The sequence below is a fragment of the Pseudomonas syringae group sp. 26L6 genome (assembly GCF_032587815.1).
GTDB lineage: Bacteria > Pseudomonadota > Gammaproteobacteria > Pseudomonadales > Pseudomonadaceae > Aquipseudomonas > Aquipseudomonas amygdali.
Window position 1 is genome coordinate 221,657 of sequence record NZ_JAWHPJ010000020.1, and the last position, 19,881, is coordinate 241,537.

The 19,881-nt window shown below is 57.3% G+C and carries 21 protein-coding genes and 2 pseudogenes; 11 read left to right on the top strand and 12 right to left on the bottom strand.

The genetic code is table 11. The annotated features are described in order from the left end of the window. Positions 1-19: 19 nt before the first annotated feature. The 3 genes and pseudogenes from RYA97_RS11910 to RYA97_RS11920 form a co-directional block, all read right to left on the bottom strand. Positions 20-1,405: a GntP family permease gene (locus tag RYA97_RS11910; RefSeq protein ID WP_002554979.1), complete on the bottom strand. Its 1,386-nt coding sequence runs from the start codon at positions 1,403-1,405 to the stop codon at positions 20-22. Positions 1,406-1,936: 531 nt separating this feature from the next. Beyond that, a pseudogene (locus RYA97_RS11915) lies at positions 1,937-2,071 on the bottom strand (D-amino-acid oxidase); the annotation flags it as partial. Continuing rightward, positions 2,059-2,331 (bottom strand): annotated as a pseudogene (locus tag RYA97_RS11920) (haloacid dehalogenase); the annotation flags it as partial. The pseudogenes RYA97_RS11915 and RYA97_RS11920, both read right to left, overlap by 13 nt. A gap of 293 nt (positions 2,332-2,624) precedes the next feature. Between RYA97_RS11920 and RYA97_RS11925 the strand changes: the two are divergent. Next, positions 2,625-3,728, top strand: a complete 1,104-nt coding sequence (locus RYA97_RS11925; RefSeq protein WP_044324659.1) for an AAA family ATPase — start codon at positions 2,625-2,627, stop codon at positions 3,726-3,728. Continuing rightward, positions 3,725-5,068, top strand: coding sequence for a DUF58 domain-containing protein (locus tag RYA97_RS11930; RefSeq protein ID WP_057404443.1), 1,344 nt, complete (start codon positions 3,725-3,727; stop codon positions 5,066-5,068). The genes RYA97_RS11925 and RYA97_RS11930 overlap by 4 nt, the downstream gene beginning before the upstream one ends. A 28-nt stretch (positions 5,069-5,096) precedes the next feature. On the opposite strand, the gene RYA97_RS11935 is transcribed toward RYA97_RS11930, so the two are convergent. Both RYA97_RS11935 and RYA97_RS11940 read right to left on the bottom strand, forming a co-directional pair. Continuing rightward, positions 5,097-5,456 carry a PilZ domain-containing protein gene (locus tag RYA97_RS11935; protein WP_005745539.1) on the bottom strand — a complete coding sequence of 120 codons (360 nt, stop codon included), beginning with the start codon at positions 5,454-5,456 and terminating at the stop codon, positions 5,097-5,099. A gap of 193 nt (positions 5,457-5,649) precedes the next feature. Beyond that, positions 5,650-6,045, bottom strand: a complete 396-nt coding sequence (locus RYA97_RS11940) for a tetratricopeptide repeat protein (protein WP_002554984.1) — start codon at positions 6,043-6,045, stop codon at positions 5,650-5,652. A 176-nt stretch (positions 6,046-6,221) separates the two neighbouring features. Between RYA97_RS11940 and pyk the strand changes: the two genes are divergently transcribed. Further along, a complete protein-coding gene (pyk, locus tag RYA97_RS11945) occupies positions 6,222-7,673 on the top strand; it encodes a pyruvate kinase (RefSeq protein WP_002554985.1) in 1,452 nt (483 codons plus the stop codon). Positions 7,674-7,793: 120 nt separating this feature from the next. On the opposite strand, the gene RYA97_RS11950 is transcribed toward pyk, so the two are convergent. Continuing rightward, complete coding sequence (locus tag RYA97_RS11950; RefSeq protein WP_316892344.1) at positions 7,794-8,732, bottom strand: iron-sulfur-binding ferredoxin reductase; 939 nt, start codon at positions 8,730-8,732, stop codon at positions 7,794-7,796. Positions 8,733-8,911: 179 nt separating this feature from the next. Between RYA97_RS11950 and RYA97_RS11955 the strand changes: the two genes are divergently transcribed. From RYA97_RS11955 to RYA97_RS11975, 5 genes are all read left to right on the top strand, one after another. Then, on the top strand, positions 8,912-10,435 hold the full coding sequence (locus RYA97_RS11955) for a fumarate hydratase (protein ID WP_002554987.1): 1,524 nt from the start codon (positions 8,912-8,914) through the stop codon (positions 10,433-10,435). 360 nt (positions 10,436-10,795) lie between these two features. Then, the gene (locus RYA97_RS11960; protein WP_044294441.1) at positions 10,796-11,284 is read left to right on the top strand and encodes an Hcp family type VI secretion system effector; all 489 of its coding nucleotides are present in this window, start codon (positions 10,796-10,798) and stop codon (positions 11,282-11,284) included. Between the two features lie 51 nt (positions 11,285-11,335). Further along, positions 11,336-11,836, top strand: a complete 501-nt coding sequence (locus RYA97_RS11965; RefSeq protein WP_054071787.1) for a type VI secretion system amidase effector protein Tae4 — start codon at positions 11,336-11,338, stop codon at positions 11,834-11,836. Continuing rightward, positions 11,836-12,270, top strand: coding sequence for a type VI secretion system amidase immunity protein Tai4 (locus RYA97_RS11970; RefSeq protein ID WP_117140077.1), 435 nt, complete (start codon positions 11,836-11,838; stop codon positions 12,268-12,270). The genes RYA97_RS11965 and RYA97_RS11970 overlap by 1 nt, the downstream gene beginning before the upstream one ends. 28 nt (positions 12,271-12,298) lie before the next feature. Then, complete coding sequence (locus RYA97_RS11975) at positions 12,299-12,739, top strand: type VI secretion system amidase immunity protein Tai4 (RefSeq protein WP_057404439.1); 441 nt, start codon at positions 12,299-12,301, stop codon at positions 12,737-12,739. Positions 12,740-12,815: 76 nt separating this feature from the next. Here the strand turns inward: RYA97_RS11975 and RYA97_RS11980 are convergent, their stop codons facing one another. Continuing rightward, positions 12,816-13,301 carry a hypothetical protein gene (locus RYA97_RS11980; protein WP_117140076.1) on the bottom strand — a complete coding sequence of 162 codons (486 nt, stop codon included), beginning with the start codon at positions 13,299-13,301 and terminating at the stop codon, positions 12,816-12,818. Between the two features lie 435 nt (positions 13,302-13,736). Here RYA97_RS11980 and RYA97_RS11985 point away from each other — a divergent pair, with 435 nt between their 5' ends. Continuing rightward, on the top strand, positions 13,737-13,970 hold the full coding sequence (locus RYA97_RS11985; protein WP_002554991.1) for a DUF6124 family protein: 234 nt from the start codon (positions 13,737-13,739) through the stop codon (positions 13,968-13,970). 41 nt (positions 13,971-14,011) lie between these two features. On the opposite strand, the gene RYA97_RS11990 is transcribed toward RYA97_RS11985, so the two are convergent. The 4 genes from RYA97_RS11990 to RYA97_RS12005 all read right to left on the bottom strand — a co-directional run bounded on the left by RYA97_RS11990 (position 14,012) and on the right by RYA97_RS12005 (position 17,275). Then, positions 14,012-15,169, bottom strand: coding sequence for a phospholipase D-like domain-containing protein (locus RYA97_RS11990; RefSeq protein ID WP_005734681.1), 1,158 nt, complete (start codon positions 15,167-15,169; stop codon positions 14,012-14,014). 1 nt (position 15,170) lies between these two features. Then, a complete protein-coding gene (locus RYA97_RS11995; protein ID WP_011169403.1) occupies positions 15,171-15,752 on the bottom strand; it encodes a YceI family protein in 582 nt (193 codons plus the stop codon). Positions 15,753-15,833: 81 nt separating this feature from the next. Next, complete coding sequence (locus RYA97_RS12000) at positions 15,834-16,172, bottom strand: hypothetical protein (protein WP_005741005.1); 339 nt, start codon at positions 16,170-16,172, stop codon at positions 15,834-15,836. Next, positions 16,169-17,275, bottom strand: a complete 1,107-nt coding sequence (locus tag RYA97_RS12005; protein ID WP_117140075.1) for a serine hydrolase domain-containing protein — start codon at positions 17,273-17,275, stop codon at positions 16,169-16,171. The genes RYA97_RS12000 and RYA97_RS12005 overlap by 4 nt, the downstream gene beginning before the upstream one ends. Positions 17,276-17,588: 313 nt before the next feature. On the opposite strand from RYA97_RS12005, the gene olsB reads away from it, so the two are divergent. Together olsB and RYA97_RS12015 are read left to right on the top strand one after the other, a co-directional pair. Next, positions 17,589-18,344 (top strand): L-ornithine N(alpha)-acyltransferase, encoded by a 756-nt coding sequence (gene olsB, locus RYA97_RS12010; protein ID WP_005741003.1) that lies wholly within the window; start codon positions 17,589-17,591, stop codon positions 18,342-18,344. Then, a complete protein-coding gene (locus RYA97_RS12015) occupies positions 18,344-19,180 on the top strand; it encodes a lysophospholipid acyltransferase family protein (RefSeq protein ID WP_046832736.1) in 837 nt (278 codons plus the stop codon). The genes olsB and RYA97_RS12015 overlap by 1 nt, the downstream gene beginning before the upstream one ends. On the opposite strand, the gene RYA97_RS12020 is transcribed toward RYA97_RS12015, so the two are convergent. After that, on the bottom strand, positions 19,138-19,737 hold the full coding sequence (locus tag RYA97_RS12020) for an ACP phosphodiesterase (protein WP_005741002.1): 600 nt from the start codon (positions 19,735-19,737) through the stop codon (positions 19,138-19,140). The genes RYA97_RS12015 and RYA97_RS12020 overlap by 43 nt on opposite strands. Positions 19,738-19,881 lie beyond the last annotated feature (144 nt).

Sequence of the window (19,881 nt, forward strand, 5' to 3'; positions counted from 1 at the left end):
GCTGCGAATGAATCCCGACTCAACTTACTGTAATAACCGCATTCAAGATCAACACCACAACCAATCCGACCACCGCCACAATGGATTGAACCACCGAGATAGTCTTCGTCGCCTCTCCCATTGTCATGCCAAAGGACTCCTTCACCATCCAGAAGCCTGCATGATTCGCATAGTTGAAAAACAGCGAACCGCAGCCGATTGACAATGCCAGCAAGGGCAAGTTGAGGGTGGGATCAGCACCCGCAAGCGGTGCCAACAGGCCTGCAGCCCCTACGATACCCACAGTTGCGGAGCCAGTAGAGACCGAGAGTAACATCGCAATCAGCCAACCCAGGATTAACGGAGGGAAGGCAGACTGCTGGGTCAGGTGCACGATAGCATCGCCTACCTTGGCACTGGTTAGCATCTCCTGAAATGCCCCGCCTCCTGCGATGATCATGATGATGGAGGCAATAGGCTTGAGGCTTTTACCCAGCGAATCGCGCACCTTTTCAGCGTCGCCACCGCGCGCCAGTACCAGGCTTGCGCCGGCGAAAAGCACGCCTAAGAGCATGGATATCAAAGGGTTGCCCACGAAACTGGCCATTTGCAGGATCGCATTGCCCTTTGGTAGCACCATCTCGGCGACGGCATTGATCAGCATCAGGATCGCCGGTAGCAAGGCTGCCAGTACGCCGAGCAAAACGCCGGGACGGGGTTGATTGTCGGTTTTTTCGGCCAGAGTGAACTGATCAAGTAATGCCTGATCAGGCCTGGTGCTCATGCGCTTCGAAATGAACGCGCCATAAAGTGGACCGCCCAAAATCATTGCTGGAATAGCCGCGAGAAAACCGTAGAGCATTGTGGGACCCACTGAGGTCTTGAGTGCGGCGATGGCCGTCAATGGGCCAGGGTGCGGCGGTACCATGCCATGCATGGCCGCGAGCGCCGAAATCACTGGAACACCCACATACACATACGCCGAGCCTTTGAAGCGAGCCTGGCTTTCCAGCTTTCGCGCCACACTGAATATCAGCGGCAGCATAATCACCAAACCCACCTCGAAAAACATGGGTATGCCAACTACAAACGCAACCATCATCATTGCCCAAGGTATCAGGCGATCCGGGGTGCGCTTGAGGATGACCTCGGCCAGCTGCTCCGTGACGCCAGCATCAGCCAGGATTTTGCCTAGCATCGCGCCAAGCGCGATCACAATCCCAACGGCCCCTAGTGTCTTTCCGGCACCGGCGATCAAGTGAGCGACGATACTTTCTGGCTGCATTTGGGTAGCAAAGCCCACACCAACAGAAACTACCATCAGGGCCAAAAGCGGGTGCATCTTGAGGCGCGACACGATCAGTGCCACCAATACCACGACGCTGACAAGCGCGGTCATTAGAAGCTGTATATCTAAGGTAGTCATGAAAATATCTCAGTTGGGCTGGCGCTGAGGCTGCACTCAGTATTTGAAAAACCGGTTCGAGACGTAACGCTCGACGGAGCACGCAAAAAACCAGACAGCGTATGGGTGCCTTCACGTGCAACACCCGTTTCAGGAAAGGCAAACACTTCGCGACCTGCTGCCATGTCACTGCTGTCAGGTAGTTCAGTCAGGAGGTCAACATGGAAATAGGCATGAGAGCGACGCCACTCTAGCGAGGTGCCGGCGTAGTCACGGGCCAGGGTGCCAGTGATTGGCTGCAATCTGCTGGGCCAATTGGTCATGAAGACGTTGATACAGCGGCAAACGGGCATCGTTGGACAGAGCATTCATTGACCTATTCGCCTTGTTATATAGTCATATATATGAATTTCAGCAAAGTATTTCCCCAATGACAAAAACTTGTCAAGACTGATCTTGTTTCATAAGCAAGATCAGGTCGTAACTGCAGACAGAGGGCAGATGCGAGCTGTGTTCAGGGACGCCAGCTAATCTGCGGAGCAATGCAGTCGATCAGAAGTCCGCCACTTTACTCCAGGCTGATTTCCGGAATCGGCCCGGGTGATACGGTCGCGGATCAACGATCGGGGGTGCGCCGCTGACAATATCGGCAATCAAGTGACCCGCGCCGGGGCTTAAAGACCGACCAATTCTGGCAATCCGCCAATGTCCGGGATCTGGTGGTAGCCGAAGGCGACATCCGCCGGCTGCTCATGGCCGCGGGCGACGAAGGCTTTGTGCATGATTTTCATGTCATGGGCCGACATCAAGTCATAACGGAAGCTTGAAGATACGTGCAGCACATCTTCAGGTGCGCAGCCAAGGCTATCGAGCATGAACTCAAACGCTGCCAGGCGCGGTTTATAGGCTTGAGCCTGTTGAGCGGTGAACACTTTGTGGAACGACGCTACTCCTGAATAAAGCCGGAGGGGCACTGCCTGTGAGTGCCCGATCCTGGTCGATTGCTGTCTTTACCTAACATGCACGCAAACGCACCTGCCTTTCAGACAGAAAAGGCATCCTTGCGTAGATATCTATCTTTGGTGCAGACGGCAGCTATGTCAGTGCAATTGAATGGCATGCACCAATACGCCGCATGCCCTGAGCGGTTACCATGGAAATAATGCTCGGCAAGAGAAAAAACATTCAGTCGCTGCGCACAAAAATTACGAAAAAGCCAAATCAGGTAAGTAATTGATTTATGGACGATAAATCTAATATAAAAGTTAGTGACGCTCCAGAAGTCGCGAGCGATCAAACGCCCGAAACATCAGGCAGCACCGGGCCCTTTATCGAGCCTGCCATCGAACCGGCCAGCCCGACGAGCGCCGCGAGCACTCAGTTGCAGCAGCGGCAACGCGCCAGCCAGCTGGCTCAGGCGTTGCGTAACGAGCTGCAAAAGGCTGTGATTGGCCAAAACGCAGTGATCGAGGACGTGCTGACCGCCCTGATCGGCGGCGGGCATGTGCTGCTGGAAGGCGTACCGGGGCTGGGTAAGACGTTGCTGGTCCGGGCGCTTGCCAGTTGCATAGGCTGTGAGTTCGCGCGCATTCAATTTACGCCGGACCTGATGCCCAGCGATGTCACCGGCCATGCTGTGTACGACATGCAGACCGAGCAGTTCAAGCTGCGCAAGGGGCCGCTGTTCACCAACCTGCTGCTGGCCGACGAAATAAACAGGGCACCGGCCAAGACGCAGGCCGCGCTGCTCGAAGCCATGCAGGAGCGGCAAGTAACCCTCGAAGGTAGGGCGCTGCCCATCCCGCAGCCGTTCATGGTGTTGGCAACCCAGAACCCTATCGAACAGGAAGGCACTTACCCACTGCCGGAAGCCGAACTGGATCGTTTCATGCTCAAGCTGCGCATGGACTATCCCGAAGCGCTGGAAGAGCTGAACATGGTGCGCCAGGTCACCCGCTCGACCCGTGCCGACATGCTGGATGTGCGACCGCTGCGGGTCATCATGCAGGCTCGGGAGGTTCAGGCACTGCAACGCATTGCCAGCGAGCTGCCCATTGATGAACAGGTGCTGGACTACGCAGTACGCGTGGCGCGCAGTACGCGCACCTGGCCAGGTCTTAGCCAGGGCGCAGGGCCGCGCGCTTCAATTGCACTGGTGCGTGGCGGGCGGGCCAGAGCATTGTTGCGCGGCGGTGAGTTCGTTACTCCGGACGACATCAAGGGCTGCGCGCTGGCTGTGTTGCGACACAGGGTCAGGCTGTCACCGGAACTGGACATCGAGGGCCTTTCAGTGGATCAGGTGCTTCGGCAGATCCTTGATCAGGTCTCGGCACCGCGCCTGTGAATCAGGTTCTGAAACCGTCGGTTCCGATGCTGCGCTGGCTCGGTGGGTTCATGTGCGTTGCATTACTGACAGGAACGCTCCATGCGCTGGGCATCGAGTATCCGGCAAAAATCGACGAGTTTTATTGGGCAGCGTTGCTGGCATTCGCGGGTGTCAGCCTGCTTGATGCATTCTGGCTGTTCAGGCGTCCCTCGCCACGCGTGCAGCGCGAGCTTGCGGGCAGCCTGGCGCTGGACCGCTGGAACGAGGCGCGGCTCGACCTGCAACACAACGGTGCCAAGCCAGTCACCATGCAGGTGTTCGATCATGTGCCGCATGGCCTGGAACATGAAAACCTGCCGCAGTCCATCATCCTGCCTGCGCGCGGCAAAGGCAGCATCGGTTACCGTCTGCGCCCCTCGAGCCGTGGTCATTTCATCTTCGAGCAGTGCGAAATCAGCCTGCCGGGGCCTTTGGGCCTGTGGACGGCACGCCGCTATCTTCCGGTACACAGCACGACCCGCGTCTACCCGGACTTCGCCCGACTTTACGGTGGGCAACTGCTGGCGGTGGACAACTGGCTGAGCCAACTGGGGGTGCGCCAGTTGCAACGTCGCGGGGCAGGAATGGAATTCAATCAGTTGCGCGAGTTTCGTGAAGGCGACAGCTTGCGCCAGATAGACTGGAAAGCTACCGCCCGCCAGCGCTCCCCCATTGCTCGCGAGTATCAGGACGAGCGGGATCAACAGATCGTTTTCATGCTCGATTGCGGACGTCGAATGCGCAGCCAGGACGGTGATTTGTCTCACTTCGATCACGCGCTCAATGCCTGCCTGCTATTGAGTTATGTCGCACTGCGTCAGGGTGACTCGGTTGGCCTTGCGACGTTTGCGGGTGAGCAGGACCGCTATCTGGCCCCCGTAAAAGGGCCGGGGCAGCTCAACCTGTTGCTCAACTCGGTCTATGACCTGCAGACCACCCGGCGCCCTGCTGACTACAGCGCCGCCGTTCGCCAATTGATGGTGCGCCATAAAAGACGTTCACTGGTGGTACTGATCACCAACCTGCGCGATGAAGACGATGAGGAACTGGTGGCTGCTGCAAGACAGCTTGGCAAGCAGCACCGGGTGCTGATTGCCAGCCTCAGGGAGGAAGTGCTCGACAGTCTGCGTCAGGCCCCCGTACAAACCTATGATCAAGCGCTGGATTATTGCGGAACCCTGAATTTCCTCAACGCTCGCGCTTCGCTGCACGACCGCTTGAGCGCTCAAGGCATTGCAATAATGGATGCTCGACCAAGGGAGCTGGGGCCGCAGCTGGTCAGCCGTTATCTGAGCTTGAAAAAGGCAGGTACGCTATAAGCGAAACCTTGCGGGTCAGCCAGCAGCCTCAGGCTGAGGCTTCATAAAAGGGGTAGAAACAGAAATACTCCCGCAAGAGCTGGACGAACGCCAGGTATTCTGTCGAGACCTGAGACAACTCGAAACCGGAGTCGTAGCTCCCTGGCGTCTCGTCTTCGTGGCTCCAGAGGCACTTGGCGCTAAGATCTATTGATTGCCCGATATTGCCATTCGGCATTTTCAGACACAGATCGAACCTGGCCCCTACCAGAACGGGCAGTTCGCTGATCAGCATCAGCCCTTCCCCGGACACATTCCCCAAACACCCCATCAGCTTGCCAGTATGACGATTGAAGACCTGCAGGTAATCCTGCAATTGGTGCCGTTCTATTTTCCGCTCTTTATACATGGCAGGCTGCCTTCTAAGACCACTGTTGCGATCACGTAACACCGTTCGCTGGCTGCGGACTTCAAAAACGAGGCACTGCGCGATAACCGCCTCGGCCTAGAGCTCTGCAGCTCGTCCACTATGTGATCACAGCCTAGCTCAGAATTTTTCAAAATCCACCCGAACACGGCGCCTGCCATTCAAATGAGGGTAACTATTTTGATACGGGAGCGTTTCGAACAGGTGCAGGGATCGGCCTGGCAGGCTGAGCCTTGGGGTAGAGACCCGTTTGTGCGAGCGTATCGAGCCTGGCCCGTGCACGGAACGCGTATTCGCTCTCTGGATACTGAGTCATCAGGAATTGATAGGTCTGCGCAGCGTCGACATACAGTTTCTGCCGCTCCAGGCACTGGCCACGCAGCATCGACACTTCCGGCTGAACATAACGGCGCGAACGGCTTTGACGCTCGACCTTGGAAAGATCCAGCATGACCCGGTCACAATCACCTTCCTGATAGGCACGGTAAGCGTGATCGAGGTTGGAATTCATCGCCCAGCGGGTGCAACCGCTGAGCGCAGTCAGTAATACAACAATCGTTACAATACGCATGGGACTCTCCTGTTCTCTGCCCTGTATCGGCGTCACAGCCTGTTTCTTCAAGTAAATCGCACACCGACCGTCAGCCGATTGCCCTCCCTGAGAGCAACACGGTAGTGCAAAGGAACAATGACTAAAGACCCAGACAGGAGTAGCCTCTCGCTGCGCTTCAATTAAGGAGTTTGTGCATGACCGTTCGCCGCACCAAAATCGTCGCCACACTTGGCCCTGCCAGCAACTCGCCGGAAGTCATCGAACAACTGATCCTTTCGGGTCTGGACGTTGCTCGTCTGAACTTCTCTCACGGTACTCCGGATGAGCATAAGGCACGCGCCAAACTGATCCGCGAAATCGCCGCCAGACACGGGCGCTTCGTCGCTCTGCTGGGCGACCTGCAGGGTCCTAAAATTCGTATCGCAAAGTTCACCGACAAGCGAATCGAGCTGAAGGTCGGTGACAAGTTCACCTTCTCCACCGCTCATCCGCTGACCAGTGGCAACCAGCAAATCGTGGGTATCGACTACCCGGATCTGGTCAAGGATTGCGGCGTAGGCGACGAGCTGCTGCTCGACGACGGTCGCGTAGTGATGCGCGTCGACACCCAGACGGCTGACGAACTGCATTGCACCGTGCTGATCGGCGGCCCGCTGTCCGATCACAAGGGCATCAACCGTCGCGGCGGTGGCCTGACGGCTCCGGCACTGACCGAGAAAGACAAGCAGGACATCAAGCTCGCTGCCGAAATGGACCTGGATTACCTGGCCGTTTCCTTCCCGCGCGATGCCGCCGACATGGAATACGCTCGCCAGTTGCGCGACGAATCCGGCGGTACAGCCTGGCTGGTGGCCAAGATCGAACGTGCCGAAGCCGTTGCCAACGACGAAGTGCTCGATGAGCTGATCCGCGCCAGTGACGCTGTCATGGTTGCCCGAGGCGACCTGGGCGTTGAAATCGGTGATGCCGAGCTGGTTGGCGTACAGAAACGCATCATTCTGCACGCACGTCGCCACAACAAGGCGGTGATCGTTGCCACGCAAATGATGGAGTCGATGATCTCAAGCCCCATGCCGACGCGTGCCGAAGTGTCCGACGTGGCCAACGCCGTGCTCGACTACACCGACGCCGTCATGCTGTCGGCGGAAAGTGCTGCGGGCTCCTACCCGATCGAAGCGGTTCAGGCGATGGCGCGTATCTGCATCGGCGCTGAAAAGCACCCGACCGGCAAGACTTCCAGCCACCGTATCGGCCACTCGTTCACCCGTTGTGACGAAAGCATCGCGCTGGCGGCCATGTACACCGCCAACCACTTCCCGGGTGTGAAGGCGATCATCGCACTGACCGAAAGCGGCTATACCCCGCTGATCATGTCGCGCATCCGCTCCTCGGTGCCGATCTACGCGTTCTCTCCGCACCGTGGTACTCAAGCGCGTGCAGCGATGTTCCGTGGCGTCTACACCGTGCCGTTCGACCCGGCAGCCCTGCCACCGGGTCAGGTCAGCCAGGCCGCAGTCGACGAACTGCTCAAGCGTGGTCTGGTCGAGCAAGGTGACTGGGTCATCCTCACCAAGGGTGACAGCTACCACACCATCGGTGGCACCAACGGCATGAAAATTCTGCACGTCGGCGACCCATTGGTCTGATAGCAGAACGCTGCAAGCCAAGGCCCCGTCTCGCAAGAGTCGGGGCCTTTTTGCATTGTGTATGCCTGACGAATCTTTGTGATTAACCGTGCCGAACGAGAGCCGTGACTAACATGCACCTTATTCCCGCGCCACAAACACATCCGCCAGCAATTGATTACGCGGCAGCCCTGCCAGATACAAGCGCTTGGCAAATATCTCCACGCTGTCGGCACTGCCACACAACAACGCCATCGCATGCCGCGACAACAGCCGCAGCTCGGACAGGGTCGTCTCCAGCGTCTGCACGGTAATCAGTTGAACAAGCAACTGTGGATAACGCTCAGCCAGGGCTTGCAGCTCATTGGCCAGATAGTGCTGCTGGCTGTCATGGGCCAGATGAATCAGGCGGATGGTGCCCTGATGCTCCTGACGCAACGCCTCACGCAATACGCCCCATAGCGGGCCGAGCCCGGTACCGGCAGCCAGCAAGAGCAGAGGTTTTTCCTGCCAGTCGGGGTCATAGCGCAGCGCCCCGCCGCGCAGTTCGCCGAGCCTCAACGTGTCACCGACCCGCAACTGTCGGGCGACGTCGCGGAAGGCCCCGGACTGGTGGCAGTCGATATGAAATTCCAGAAACGGGTCCTCGCCCGGAAGGCTCGCCAGCGAATAAGGCCGGGCAACACCGCTGTCAGTCCACAACACCTGGTGTTGCCCGGCGCTATAGCGCAGAGGTCGCGCAGGCTCCAGACGCAAACGCAGCACGGTCGGGCAGAGCCAGTCGCAGCCCACTACTGTCGCAGGCAGGCCGTCACGCTGCGGGTCAAACACCTCGACAGCCAGGTCACCGACCACTCGGCACTGGCAGGCGAGGCGCCAACCCTGCTGGCGCTTTTCAGCGGGCAAGGCGTCGGGCAACGCGTCCTCAGGCTCACCTTTGACACAGCGCACCAGGCACGCATGGCAACTGCCGGCACGACAGCTATAGGGAACCGGCACACCGGCATGGTTCAGGGCGTCGAGCAGATTGCTGGCCGATGCCACCGACCAGCTACGCTCACCAACATGCAATTGAGGCATTCAGGCGGCCTGTGCAGAAAATAACGGCGATTGTACAGACTGGCCTGTCGGGCGGGTTATACTGCCGCGCCTTTTTGCGCCCGCTACGGCTAACCTGACAGCTCTGGTTCAAGCCGCAGTTCCAGACTGCCGCCGATAGCGTAATTGAATGTTCCCGTCCTTACAGAGGAGCGCGCCGCATGACCGTGATCAAGCAAGACGACCTGATTCAGAGCGTTGCAGACGCACTGCAGTTCATTTCCTACTACCACCCCGTGGATTTCATCCAGGCCATGCACGAGGCGTATCTGCGTGAAGAGTCGCCTGCCGCTCGCGACTCCATCGCTCAGATCCTGATCAACTCGCGCATGTGCGCGACCGGTCATCGCCCGATCTGCCAGGACACCGGTATCGTTACCGTTTTCGTACGCGTGGGTATGGATGTTCGCTGGGATGGCGCCACCATGGGCCTGGACGACATGATCAACGAAGGCGTGCGTCGCGCTTACAACCTGCCTGAAAACGTGCTGCGTGCCTCGATCCTCGCCGACCCGGCAGGCGCTCGCAAAAACACCAAGGACAACACCCCGGCTGTTATCCACTACTCCATCGTTCCAGGTAATACCGTGGAAGTGGACGTCGCGGCGAAAGGCGGCGGTTCGGAAAACAAATCGAAGATGGCGATGCTCAACCCGTCCGATTCGATCGTCGACTGGGTCCTGAAAACCGTGCCAACCATGGGCGCAGGCTGGTGCCCACCGGGCATGCTCGGCATCGGCATCGGCGGCACCGCGGAAAAGGCAGCGGTCATGGCCAAGGAAGTGTTGATGGAGTCCATCGACATTCATGAGCTGAAGGCCCGTGGCCCGCAGAACCGCATCGAAGAGATGCGTCTGGAACTGTTCGAAAAGGTCAACCAGCTGGGCATAGGCGCTCAGGGCCTGGGCGGTCTGACCACCGTGCTCGACGTCAAGATCATGGATTACCCGACCCATGCTGCGTCGCTGCCGGTGTGCATGATCCCTAACTGCGCGGCCACCCGCCACGCGCACTTCGTACTCGACGGCAGCGGCCCTGCCTCGCTGGAAGCGCCGTCGCTGGACGCCTACCCGGAAATCGTCTGGGAAGCCGGCCCATCGGCCCGCCGCGTCAACCTCGACACCCTGACCCCGGAAGAAGTGCAAAGCTGGAAGCCGGGCGAAACCGTGCTGCTCAATGGCAAGATGCTTACCGGACGCGACGCCGCGCACAAGCGCATGGTCGAAATGCTCAACAAGGGCGAAAGCCTGCCGGTCGATCTCAAGGGTCGTTTCATCTACTACGTCGGCCCGGTTGATCCGGTACGCGAAGAAGTCGTTGGCCCGGCAGGCCCAACCACGGCCACGCGGATGGACAAGTTCACCCGTCAGATCCTCGACCAGACCGGCCTGCTGGGCATGATCGGCAAATCCGAACGCGGCCCGACCGCCATCGAAGCGATCCGTGACCACAAGGCCGTGTATCTGATGGCCGTCGGCGGCGCTGCATACCTCGTGGCTCAGGCGATCAAGAAATCCCGAGTCGTGGCTTTTGCCGAGCTGGGTATGGAAGCGATCTACGAGTTCGAGGTCAAGGACATGCCGGTTACCGTTGCCGTAGACAGCACCGGCGAATCCGTGCACATCACAGGCCCGCAGATCTGGCAGAAGAAGATCAGCGACAGTCTGGCGGTGGAAGTGCAGTAAATTCTGATCTGCAAGACAATAAAAACCCGGCGCAAGCCGGGTTTTTTATGCGGATTAACTTACGGCCCCTGCGATCTTCCAGTGCAATCCGGAATAGACCGTTCAGCCTGCGGCCAATATAACAAGGCAACTTATCCCCAATAAACAATACGACTCACTGGTAATATACATCGCACCCTGCGATCAGTCCGTAATACATTTCAGACAATAAACCGAGACAGTTCGCTACTCCCCAGAGGTTCAATACCCCTTTCCCTCCCTGAAAGACAGATTATTCTTCTGCTGGCTGTAAACCATTGAGCGCATGAAAAATAAATGTACTTCTCAGGCATACCGCCTGATAAACAGGGAGATTTCAAAATGGCTTTTGACGCCTATATCAAGATAGAAGGCATTCCAGGCGAAGCGCTGGATGACCGCTACAAGGACTGTATCGAGATCACCGGGTATGGCTTCGGCATGCATCAAAGTACTTCCGCCACGGCGAGTTCTTCCGGTGGTGCATCGTCCGGAAGGACTTCCTTGAGTGATTTCTCGTTCACCAAATCACTGGACAAGTCGAGCTGCAAGCTCATGGAAACCTTGTGCGCAGGCAGACACCTGAAAGAAGTCGTGTTGTCACTGCATCGTGCAGGCGGAGACAAGGTCAAATACTTTGAAGTGCTGCTGGAAGAAGTCATCATTTCCAACTACACCCAGCATGCCAACGATGGCATACCCAGTGAAACGATCAGCTTGAATTACGGGAAAATAAAAACCACCTACACACAGCAAAAAAGATCGGATGGTGCCGGTGGAGGAAATGTCTCGGGTGGCTGGAACCGTATCAACAACAAGGTCTATTCCTGATTTTTTTGAACGCTCATGCATTGAACCTTACAGAACGATCAGGGAAAGACTATGGCACGGCCATTTTTTACTGCCGCCTGGGCGGCTTCGCAACATATTTATGATCCGGTGGCACCGGAAAAAAGAGTGGCAGAGGTGATTGGGGGGTTTGTGGCGAAGAATATAAATAATCCTGATCCTTCGACAAAGTGGAGGAACACCTGTGCTGTGCGATTAAGTTACATCCTGAACTACTCAGGATTGAAAATACCTAAGATAGCTAAACAGACAGTCTCTGGCGCAGATCAGCATCAGTACTTTTTCCGTGTATCGAACCTGAAAAGCTTTTTGGAAACGCACTGGGGCAAGCCTGAGGTCGTCAAATACCCGCCCTCTGACGGCGGAGCGCTTGCAAGAAAAAAAGGAGTTATATTATTTGAAATATCGGGTTGGACAGACGCAAAAGGCCATGCAACGTTATTTGACGGTGACATTTGCTATGACCATTGCTACTTTAACGAGCCCGACGTTAACTACCGTACGGATATGGCAAATTTCTGGAGCTTAGTTTAATGAAGCTCATTGTCACAGCCATCACAGTCTGTCTCGCACTCTTGGCAACCGAGAGCTTCGCACATACAAAATCCTCATCACCAGAGGGCATGCACCGAAGCTATGAACAAAACTTCAAGGACCTGGTCCTTGCTACCTGTATAGCAAACGCTTACGCCTCTGACGTAAAGGTCGGAATTGATGCTGGAAGTAGCGTCACCGCCATTGAGGACTGGGCAAATTACGACTGGGAAGTAGGACCCGATGGAATTCGAGCGCTCGTAAGCAAGTATCTGGCCAGAGATTATACGAACCCCTTAACCGAGTCCGAGATAAAGGGTGTGAAATTTGACCTTTTAAAGTGCTTGGACCTTTACCACAGCAAGGAGCTGAATGCCTTGACAAAAAAAACTGTCGTAAATCCAACACACACCTACATGCAGGACTACAAATAACATCCATATTCACAGGGAGGTTCGTAGAATGAAATCATGTCTTACGGCCCTAACAGCATCTCTGGTCTTAACAACATCCAACAGCTTCGCCTACACCCCCACCTCATCGCCTGAAGGAATGTACAGAACCTTTGAAAAAAACTACAAGGACATGGCACTCGCCACCTGCATAACCACCGCTTATAAATATGATGTGAACGTCGGCATTGACGCGGGCAGTAGTGTCAGCGCGATGCGTGACTGGACCTACTATGACATGGAAAAAAGCCCCCTTGCAGTCAAGGCATTGGTTGAAAAATACCTCGCCAGAGACTACACAAACCCTTTGGCCGAATCCCAGATAAAGGGAATAAAATTCGACCTATTGAAATGCCTGGACATGTATCACAGCAAGGAACTGGACGCGCTAACGAAAAAAGTCGTGACTCACCCGAATCAGACCTACATGCAGAATATCAAAAAGCCTTAACTATTTCCTTCACGCAACAAGCCTGTCCAGCAACGCTGCACAGGCTATTTTCATTGCAAGCATTTTATTACGTACATTATCTATAGGGCGGAGACACATCATGCTGATTCAATGTAATCCGATAGCTTTTTAACGTCTCCCCCTCGATAATGTACTGCTTGCTGAAATACTGATAAACAGCGCCAGTCACTTCTACACCAACACCATTTGGCGTTTCGAAAATCTTCACATCACTCAGAGCGCTGTCAGTCAGCAGAAAAAGACTAGAGTCGTTCAACTGCTTCAGCACTTGCGAGTCGCTGCCATCCAGACGTTTACTGATGTAAAAACGCAAGGTGTCCAGATCTGTTGCGGGTGCGCCGTAGCGGGTAATGTAAAGCCAGTCCCCCTGTGGCAGCTCGCGCTTCATCACTACTTCGTCCGCGCCCGAAGGGCTGTCCAGATAGCCGAACAGTGTAAGTTTCAAAACCACTATCGAGAACAGCAGCCAGAAGAAGAATTTATAGTTGAATTTCAGATTGAGGCTTTCCGGCTGTTGCCCATCGTTCCCTATATTATCCATTCCTGTCCTTCGCGCTGAACACGTCTTTGTGACGTAGAAAATAGTGTACCCACGTTTACGAGGCAGGCAACGAGAACAGCCTCAGAAAACCTTTTTCGATAACTCTTGTAAGAATTAACCGCAGGACACCTCCCTTCCATTTGAAGGAAATTTCCGAGAAAATCCCGGTCTTTTGCGCTTGGCTATTCAGGTCTCTAGCCTTCAACGGTCGCTGCCCAATCAGCGATCAGGTTTGGTAGACCTGAGTGACCTGTGCGCAATGCGCCACCTTCTACAGGGCGCATTCTTACGGCCTGCGTTTATGGTGGCCGTGCGCTTGGCGTTTTCGGACGCACCGGCTTGCCTGGTCACCGGTCTACCAACCTGCGTACGGCCGCCACCCTGATCGTTTGGTAGCGAACAGGGCGGCTCCTTCAATGATCAGGAGTTGCAAACATGCCCCATAAAATCGTCCCCGACCCGCCCACCGCCCTGTTCACCGTCAACGCATCCGTCAGCCAGGAAGAGGCGCTCAACTACGCTTCGGACTTGCTGCGCTGCATCATTACGACAGCGTATGAATCCGGCGACAGCACCCAAGGCACCAGCCGCGATCTGGCGTTTTCGGTATTGCACATGGCCGAGATGGCCAAAGCCATGGTTGACCGCTCACTGGAATGCATCGTTTGACCAGATGACAACCCGGGGCCACGCTCGGCCCCGCGTACACCTCAATTACGCTGATCCAGCAGGTTCACCACCAGCCGGTCGATCCACCCCCACAAGCGCTGTTTGACGCGTCGCCACAGTGGTCTGGCCTTCCAGTCTGCCAGTGTGGTTTCGGCGCTCAGGGCGAAGTCTTTTTCGAAGCTGGCGACCACATCGCGGGTCAGCCCTGGGTCGAGGGCTTCGAGGTTGGCTTCAAGGTTGAAGCGCAGGTTCCAGTGGTCGAAGTTGCACGAGCCGATGCTCACCCAGTCGTCGATCAGGACCATTTTCAAGTGCAGAAAACACGGCTGGTATTCGAAGACCTTGACCCCGGCCCGCAGCAAGCGCGGGTAGTAACGGTGACCGGCGTAGCGTACGGACGGGTGATCGGTGCGTGGCCCGGTCAGCAGCAAACGTACATCGACGCCGCGCGAGGCTGCCCTGCGCAAGGCGCGGCGAACTTTCCAGGTGGGTAGAAAGTAGGGGGTTGCCAGCCAGATGCGCTTTTGCCCGGTGTTCAGCGTGCGCACCAGCGATTGCAGAATGTCGCGGTGCTGGCGAGAGTCGGCGTACGCCACACGGCCAAGGCCTTCACCGGCTACCGGAGCGGTGGGCAGATGATCCAGACCAAAGTTTTCTTTCGGGCGCCAGGCGAAACGTCGGGCATTGGCGTGAAACTGCCGGTTGAACAACGCTTGCCAGTCAAGAACCAGCGGCCCGGTGATTTCCACCATCACTTCGTGCCATTGGCTGACATCCTTGTCTGGCTCCCAGAATTCATCGGTTACACCCGTACCGCCGACCACCGCCAGCGTCTTGTCGACCACCAGCAATTTGCGATGGTCGCGGTAGAAGTTGCGCACGCCGCGTCGCCAGTGAATAGGGTTGTAGAAACGCAGAATCACACCGGCATCGGTCAGTTGCTTGCGCAGGCCGGCGTCGAAGGCTTTAGAACCGAAGTCGTCGAACAGGCAGCGCACGATCACACCACGCCTGCCCGCCTCGACCAGCGCCCGCACGATGGCATCGGCGCAGGCCCCGGCTTCGACCAGATACAGCTCCAGGTCAACCTGCTGCTCGGCCCGGTCAATAGCTGCAATCATGCGCGGGAAGAACGCAGGACCGTCGATCAGCAATTGAAAGCGGTTGTTTTCACGCCACGGGAAAATCGCACCGTTCATATCAGCGCGCCGTGAAGATCAGGACAGCCCCGACCGGGACTGACAGACTGACCGCCGACAAGCCTGCCGCGTTGCGCAGGGCATTGAAGTCCGAAACCATATCGAAGTCCTGAGCATGAATCACCAGCGGTTCGAGCGTCACAACCTGAAAGCGGCGCTCGTCGAGGCGCGTCGCCAGCAGTTCGGCGTTATAGCTGTGACTCTTGCCGCGCAGGCTGACGGTCAGTGGTAAACGCAATTCCAGTTGCGCGCCGGGGGCAAGGTTATTGATCGGGCGCATGTCGAGCTGGGCATTGATCTGCGCAACGGGAAACTTGTGTACCTGAAACACCTGCTCCCGCAGGCGCTCGTCACGCAGGGGAATACCGGTGCTAATGGACTCCGTTTCGACTTCCACCTCAGCCAGCCCTTTGGGGTCGACCTTGCCATGCAGCACGAGGAAGCGATGCACCTCGGCAATATCGGCATTTTTGGTTGACGTGAACGAGAGCCGCGACGACTCGTTATCCAGATACCAGTTCGCATGGGCAGGTAACGCCACTGCGGCCAGCATGACCAGCAGCAGGCGATTCATAGTGAGCATGCAGACTCCAGACGTGCAATTGAGGGCCACCTTATCCGCCTGTCTGACCTCTGGCAAACCACGACGTTCGGCAGCAATCCATCAAGGCTCGGATGGCAACAGTCGGCAGCCTTGTCGCTCACCCTGCCACGACGCACTGCTGGTTCGTCCAAGCCCGTTGGCAATGACCTTTTTCTGGCTGCTGTCGTCGATCAGCGCGCTGGGCACGTACTGTTTGACGTAGCCCATGCAATACGCCTCGGAGTTGTTCATGACGTACCTGCACGAGCAGTATTCCTTGGCGGTGTAGGCACTGATGATGGTGGGGAATGCCTGCAGGTTCACGCGGTACTGCCAGGCAAGTACCGCGAGCGCAGCAAGGATCAGCAACAGCAGGCTGCTGAAGGGTCGACGCAGGATGAACATTCGGCGACTGCTCATTGCCCGCCCTCCTTGCCAAAGGCTGCCTGTATGCGCTTGAGCATCTGATTGTGGTTGTAAGTACCGTCGCGGTCATCGGCATAGCGCACGATCACCAGCTTCCGGTCGGGGATCACGTACAGCGCCTGCCCCCAATGGCCCAGTGCGGCAAAGGTATCAGGGGGCGCATCCGGCCACGGCCCCCTGCCGCCATCGGCAGTTCGATTGAGCCACCATTGGCCGCCAGGGACTTCGACGTTGGCATCTATCTGCTCGCCTGCAAACGGCGTCAGCACGAAGTTCATCCATTCCTTGTTGAGCAACTGCCGAGCCTGCCATTGCCCGCCGCGCTGCATCAGCAAGCCGATGCGTGCCAGGTCGCGGGCGGTCATGTAGGCATAGGACGACCCTACAAATGTACCCACGCCATCGGTTTCCCAGACGGCACTGCGGATGCCAAGCGGGTCAAACAGTGCGGTCCACGGATAATCCGCATACGCCTGTGGCCCGACGATATTTTTCAACGCAGCAGCCAGGACCGTGCTGTCGCCGCTGGAATACAGGTACGCCTTGCCGGGGGATCTGGCTGCGCGGTGCTCGGCGGTGAAGCGCGCCATGTCGTCACGCCCACGGGTGTAGAGCATGGCGACTACGGAAGAGTTAAGCGGTGCATATTCGTAATCTTCCTGCCAATTCAGCCCCGAAGCCCAGTGCATCAGGTCTTTGATGGCGATATCGGGGTGCGCCTTGAACGGCGGGTAGAACTTCGCCACCGGATCATTGAGTTGAAAGCGCCCGTCGGTAAACGCCACGCCCAGCACTGTCGCCATCACGCTCTTGCTGATCGACCAGGTCAGGTGCGGGGTTTGCGCTGTGGTCACACCGCCGTAGCGCTCATACACAACTTCGCCATCACGAATCACCAGCAGCGCATCGGTGCGAATGCCCTTGCGTGTGGCGTCGTCACGGGGCGGGAAGGCGTAGGCCTCGAGTTCTTCGATTGCCGCAGATCGCGGCGCAGGCTGAGATGACCATTGCTCTGTCGGCCATGTTTGAGCAACGACGCCCTGGGCACTGAAGCCCAGGATCAAAACCAGACACAGGCGGAAAGATCTACGCGGCATGACAGAGCCTCTACAGAGTAATCCGCATACCGTATCAGGGCTTCGTGACAGTCAGCCATTACCCCGGGACAGGACGCAGAGCGTCCAGAACGGCATACCCACGCGGAGCATGGGCACGATAGTGGTCCTTCGTAAGCCGCTCGCTCCTCCCGCTCCACCAGCGTGGAAATGCCCACAGCGTTGCCCGTCACACAACCATCACCAAAGCTTCACAGGCATGACACGCCATCTCCCTAGCCTGCAAGTACGGCAAAGCGCCTGGACAAATCAGTCAACCAGCCAAACTCTGCATGGCTGGCTCATGGAGATTCGTATGACCCAGATCGCCCGCATTCGTGACAACACTTCTGAACGTCGTCTTCAGGCCGAGCGCCTGATTGGAGCGCGCGCCCTGCAGGAAGCACAGGCGTTGCGTTTCAGTGTGTTCAGCGAAGAGTTCAACGCCCGTCTCAACGGCGCTGAACAAGGCCTGGATATCGACGATTACGATGTTCATTGCTCGCACATTGGTGTGCGTGACCTGAACACCGGGCGTCTGGTTGCCACTACCCGGCTGCTCGACCACAAGGCTGCCAGCACGCTGGGGCGTTTCTACAGTGAAGAAGAATTCAGCCTGCACGGTCTGGTTCATCTGCAGGGTCCGATTCTTGAACTGGGACGTACCTGCGTAGACCCGGCCTACCGCAACGGTGGCACCATCGCGGTGTTGTGGAGCGAGCTGGCCGAGGTGCTGAACGAAGGCGGCTACAGCTACCTGATGGGCTGCGCGAGCATCCCGATGCACGACGGCGGCATTCAGGCGCACGCGATCATGCAACGCCTGCGCGAACGCTACCTGTGCAACGAGCACTTGCGCGCCGAGCCGAAAAACCCGCTGCCGACGCTCGATATCCCGAGCAATGTGATCTGCGAGATGCCGCCACTGCTCAAGGCTTACATGCGCCTGGGCGCCAAGATCTGCGGCGAACCTTGCTGGGACGAAGATTTCCAGGTGGCCGACGTCTTCATCCTGCTCAAGCGCGACGACTTGTGCCCGCGTTACGCCCGCCACTTCAAGGCGGCCGTGTGATGGGCCGGGCACGCGGCTATGCCCGCGTAGTCCGGGTGCTGCTGGTCGTGGCGCTCGGCTTGACGATTGCCGGAACGTTCGCGGTTCTGGAACGCACCAGAATCGGTGGGTCGATGGAGCGCAGGCAGCGCTGGAGCCGTTGGTTCATGGCGCGCCTGACCAATGCCCTGCCGTTTCGCGTCACCGTGACAGGTCAGTTGCCAACCCAGCCAATGCTGTGGGTCAGTAACCATGTGTCGTGGACCGACATTGCACTGCTGGGCATGCTGGCACCGCTGTCGTTTCTGTCGAAGGCCGAAGTCCGGACCTGGCCGGTAGCGGGCTGGCTGGCACTGAAGGCTGGTACGCTGTTCATTCGTCGCGGGTCGGGCGACAGCCGTCTGATTCAAAAGCAGATGTGCAATCACCTGCAACAAGGCAACGCACTGCTGATCTTCCCGGAAGGCACCACCACCGATGGCAGAAGCCTGCGCACCTTCCACGGCCGTCTGCTGTCCAGTGCCATTGAAGCCGGCGTGCCGATCCAGCCAGTGGCCATCGGTTACTCGCGCGACGGCAAACCGGACCCGATTGCCCCGTTCATTGGCGACGACGATTTGCTGTCCCATTTGCGCCGGTTGTTCGCCAATGAGCAGAGCGATGTGCACATTCACCTGCTGACCCCGATTCCGACGGCGGATCAGGAACGCGCTGCACTGGCGTTCAAGGCCCAGCAAGCCGTTCAGGTGGCGCTGTTCGGTGAACCTGTCACGGGGGAGTCAGTGATCGGTAAACAAGTATCCGGCGAGCCTGCTCAGCCGAGCGAAGTGGCTTCGCGCTCGGCCAGGGCAGCCTGAGCAAAATCCTCCAATAGCGGATAGAACTCGGCGAAATCCGCACTCAAGGGCTGGTAAAGCGCCTGCAGTTCCTGCATGCCGCCTGCCAGCCCTTCGGGCCGTGACAAGCGTCGCGATATCCCGCTCAGCACCTGCCCCAGCACCTCGAAATCCCGATACGAACCCAGCCAGTCCTGCGCGGCCATGCGCGGCGCGATCAATGCGAGCCGCTCGGGCAATTGCGGCTCGGCGGCCAGCGTGCCATAGACTTTGCCAGTGAATACGTCCAGCGGCAGATCGGCATAGCGATGCCAGTCGCGAGCCAGACAATGATCGAAAAAGACGTCGAGCATAATGCCTGCATAGCGTCGCCGCTGGGATGGAAAGCGGGCAATGGAAGCCTTGATCAGCGGGTGGCTGTCAGTGAAAGCGTCAATGCTGCGATGCAGCCGAATGGCCGCTTCAAGCTCTGCAGGAAAACGTCCCGACAGCGGACCTTTGACGAAGTCGCCATACAGGCTGCCAAGCAATTGAGCAGGCCGATGCCCGCCAAGATGAAGATGTGCCAGATAGTTCATGCCTGCAAGCCTACGCCGCTTTCAAGGCCGAGGTCTATATATCGATATAACCCGATATAGCGATTTTGCCAGTCCTAAGCACAAAATCATATTTGTATATCGCGAAATACAGATATAAGGTTCGTCCTATCGCGATATATCGCT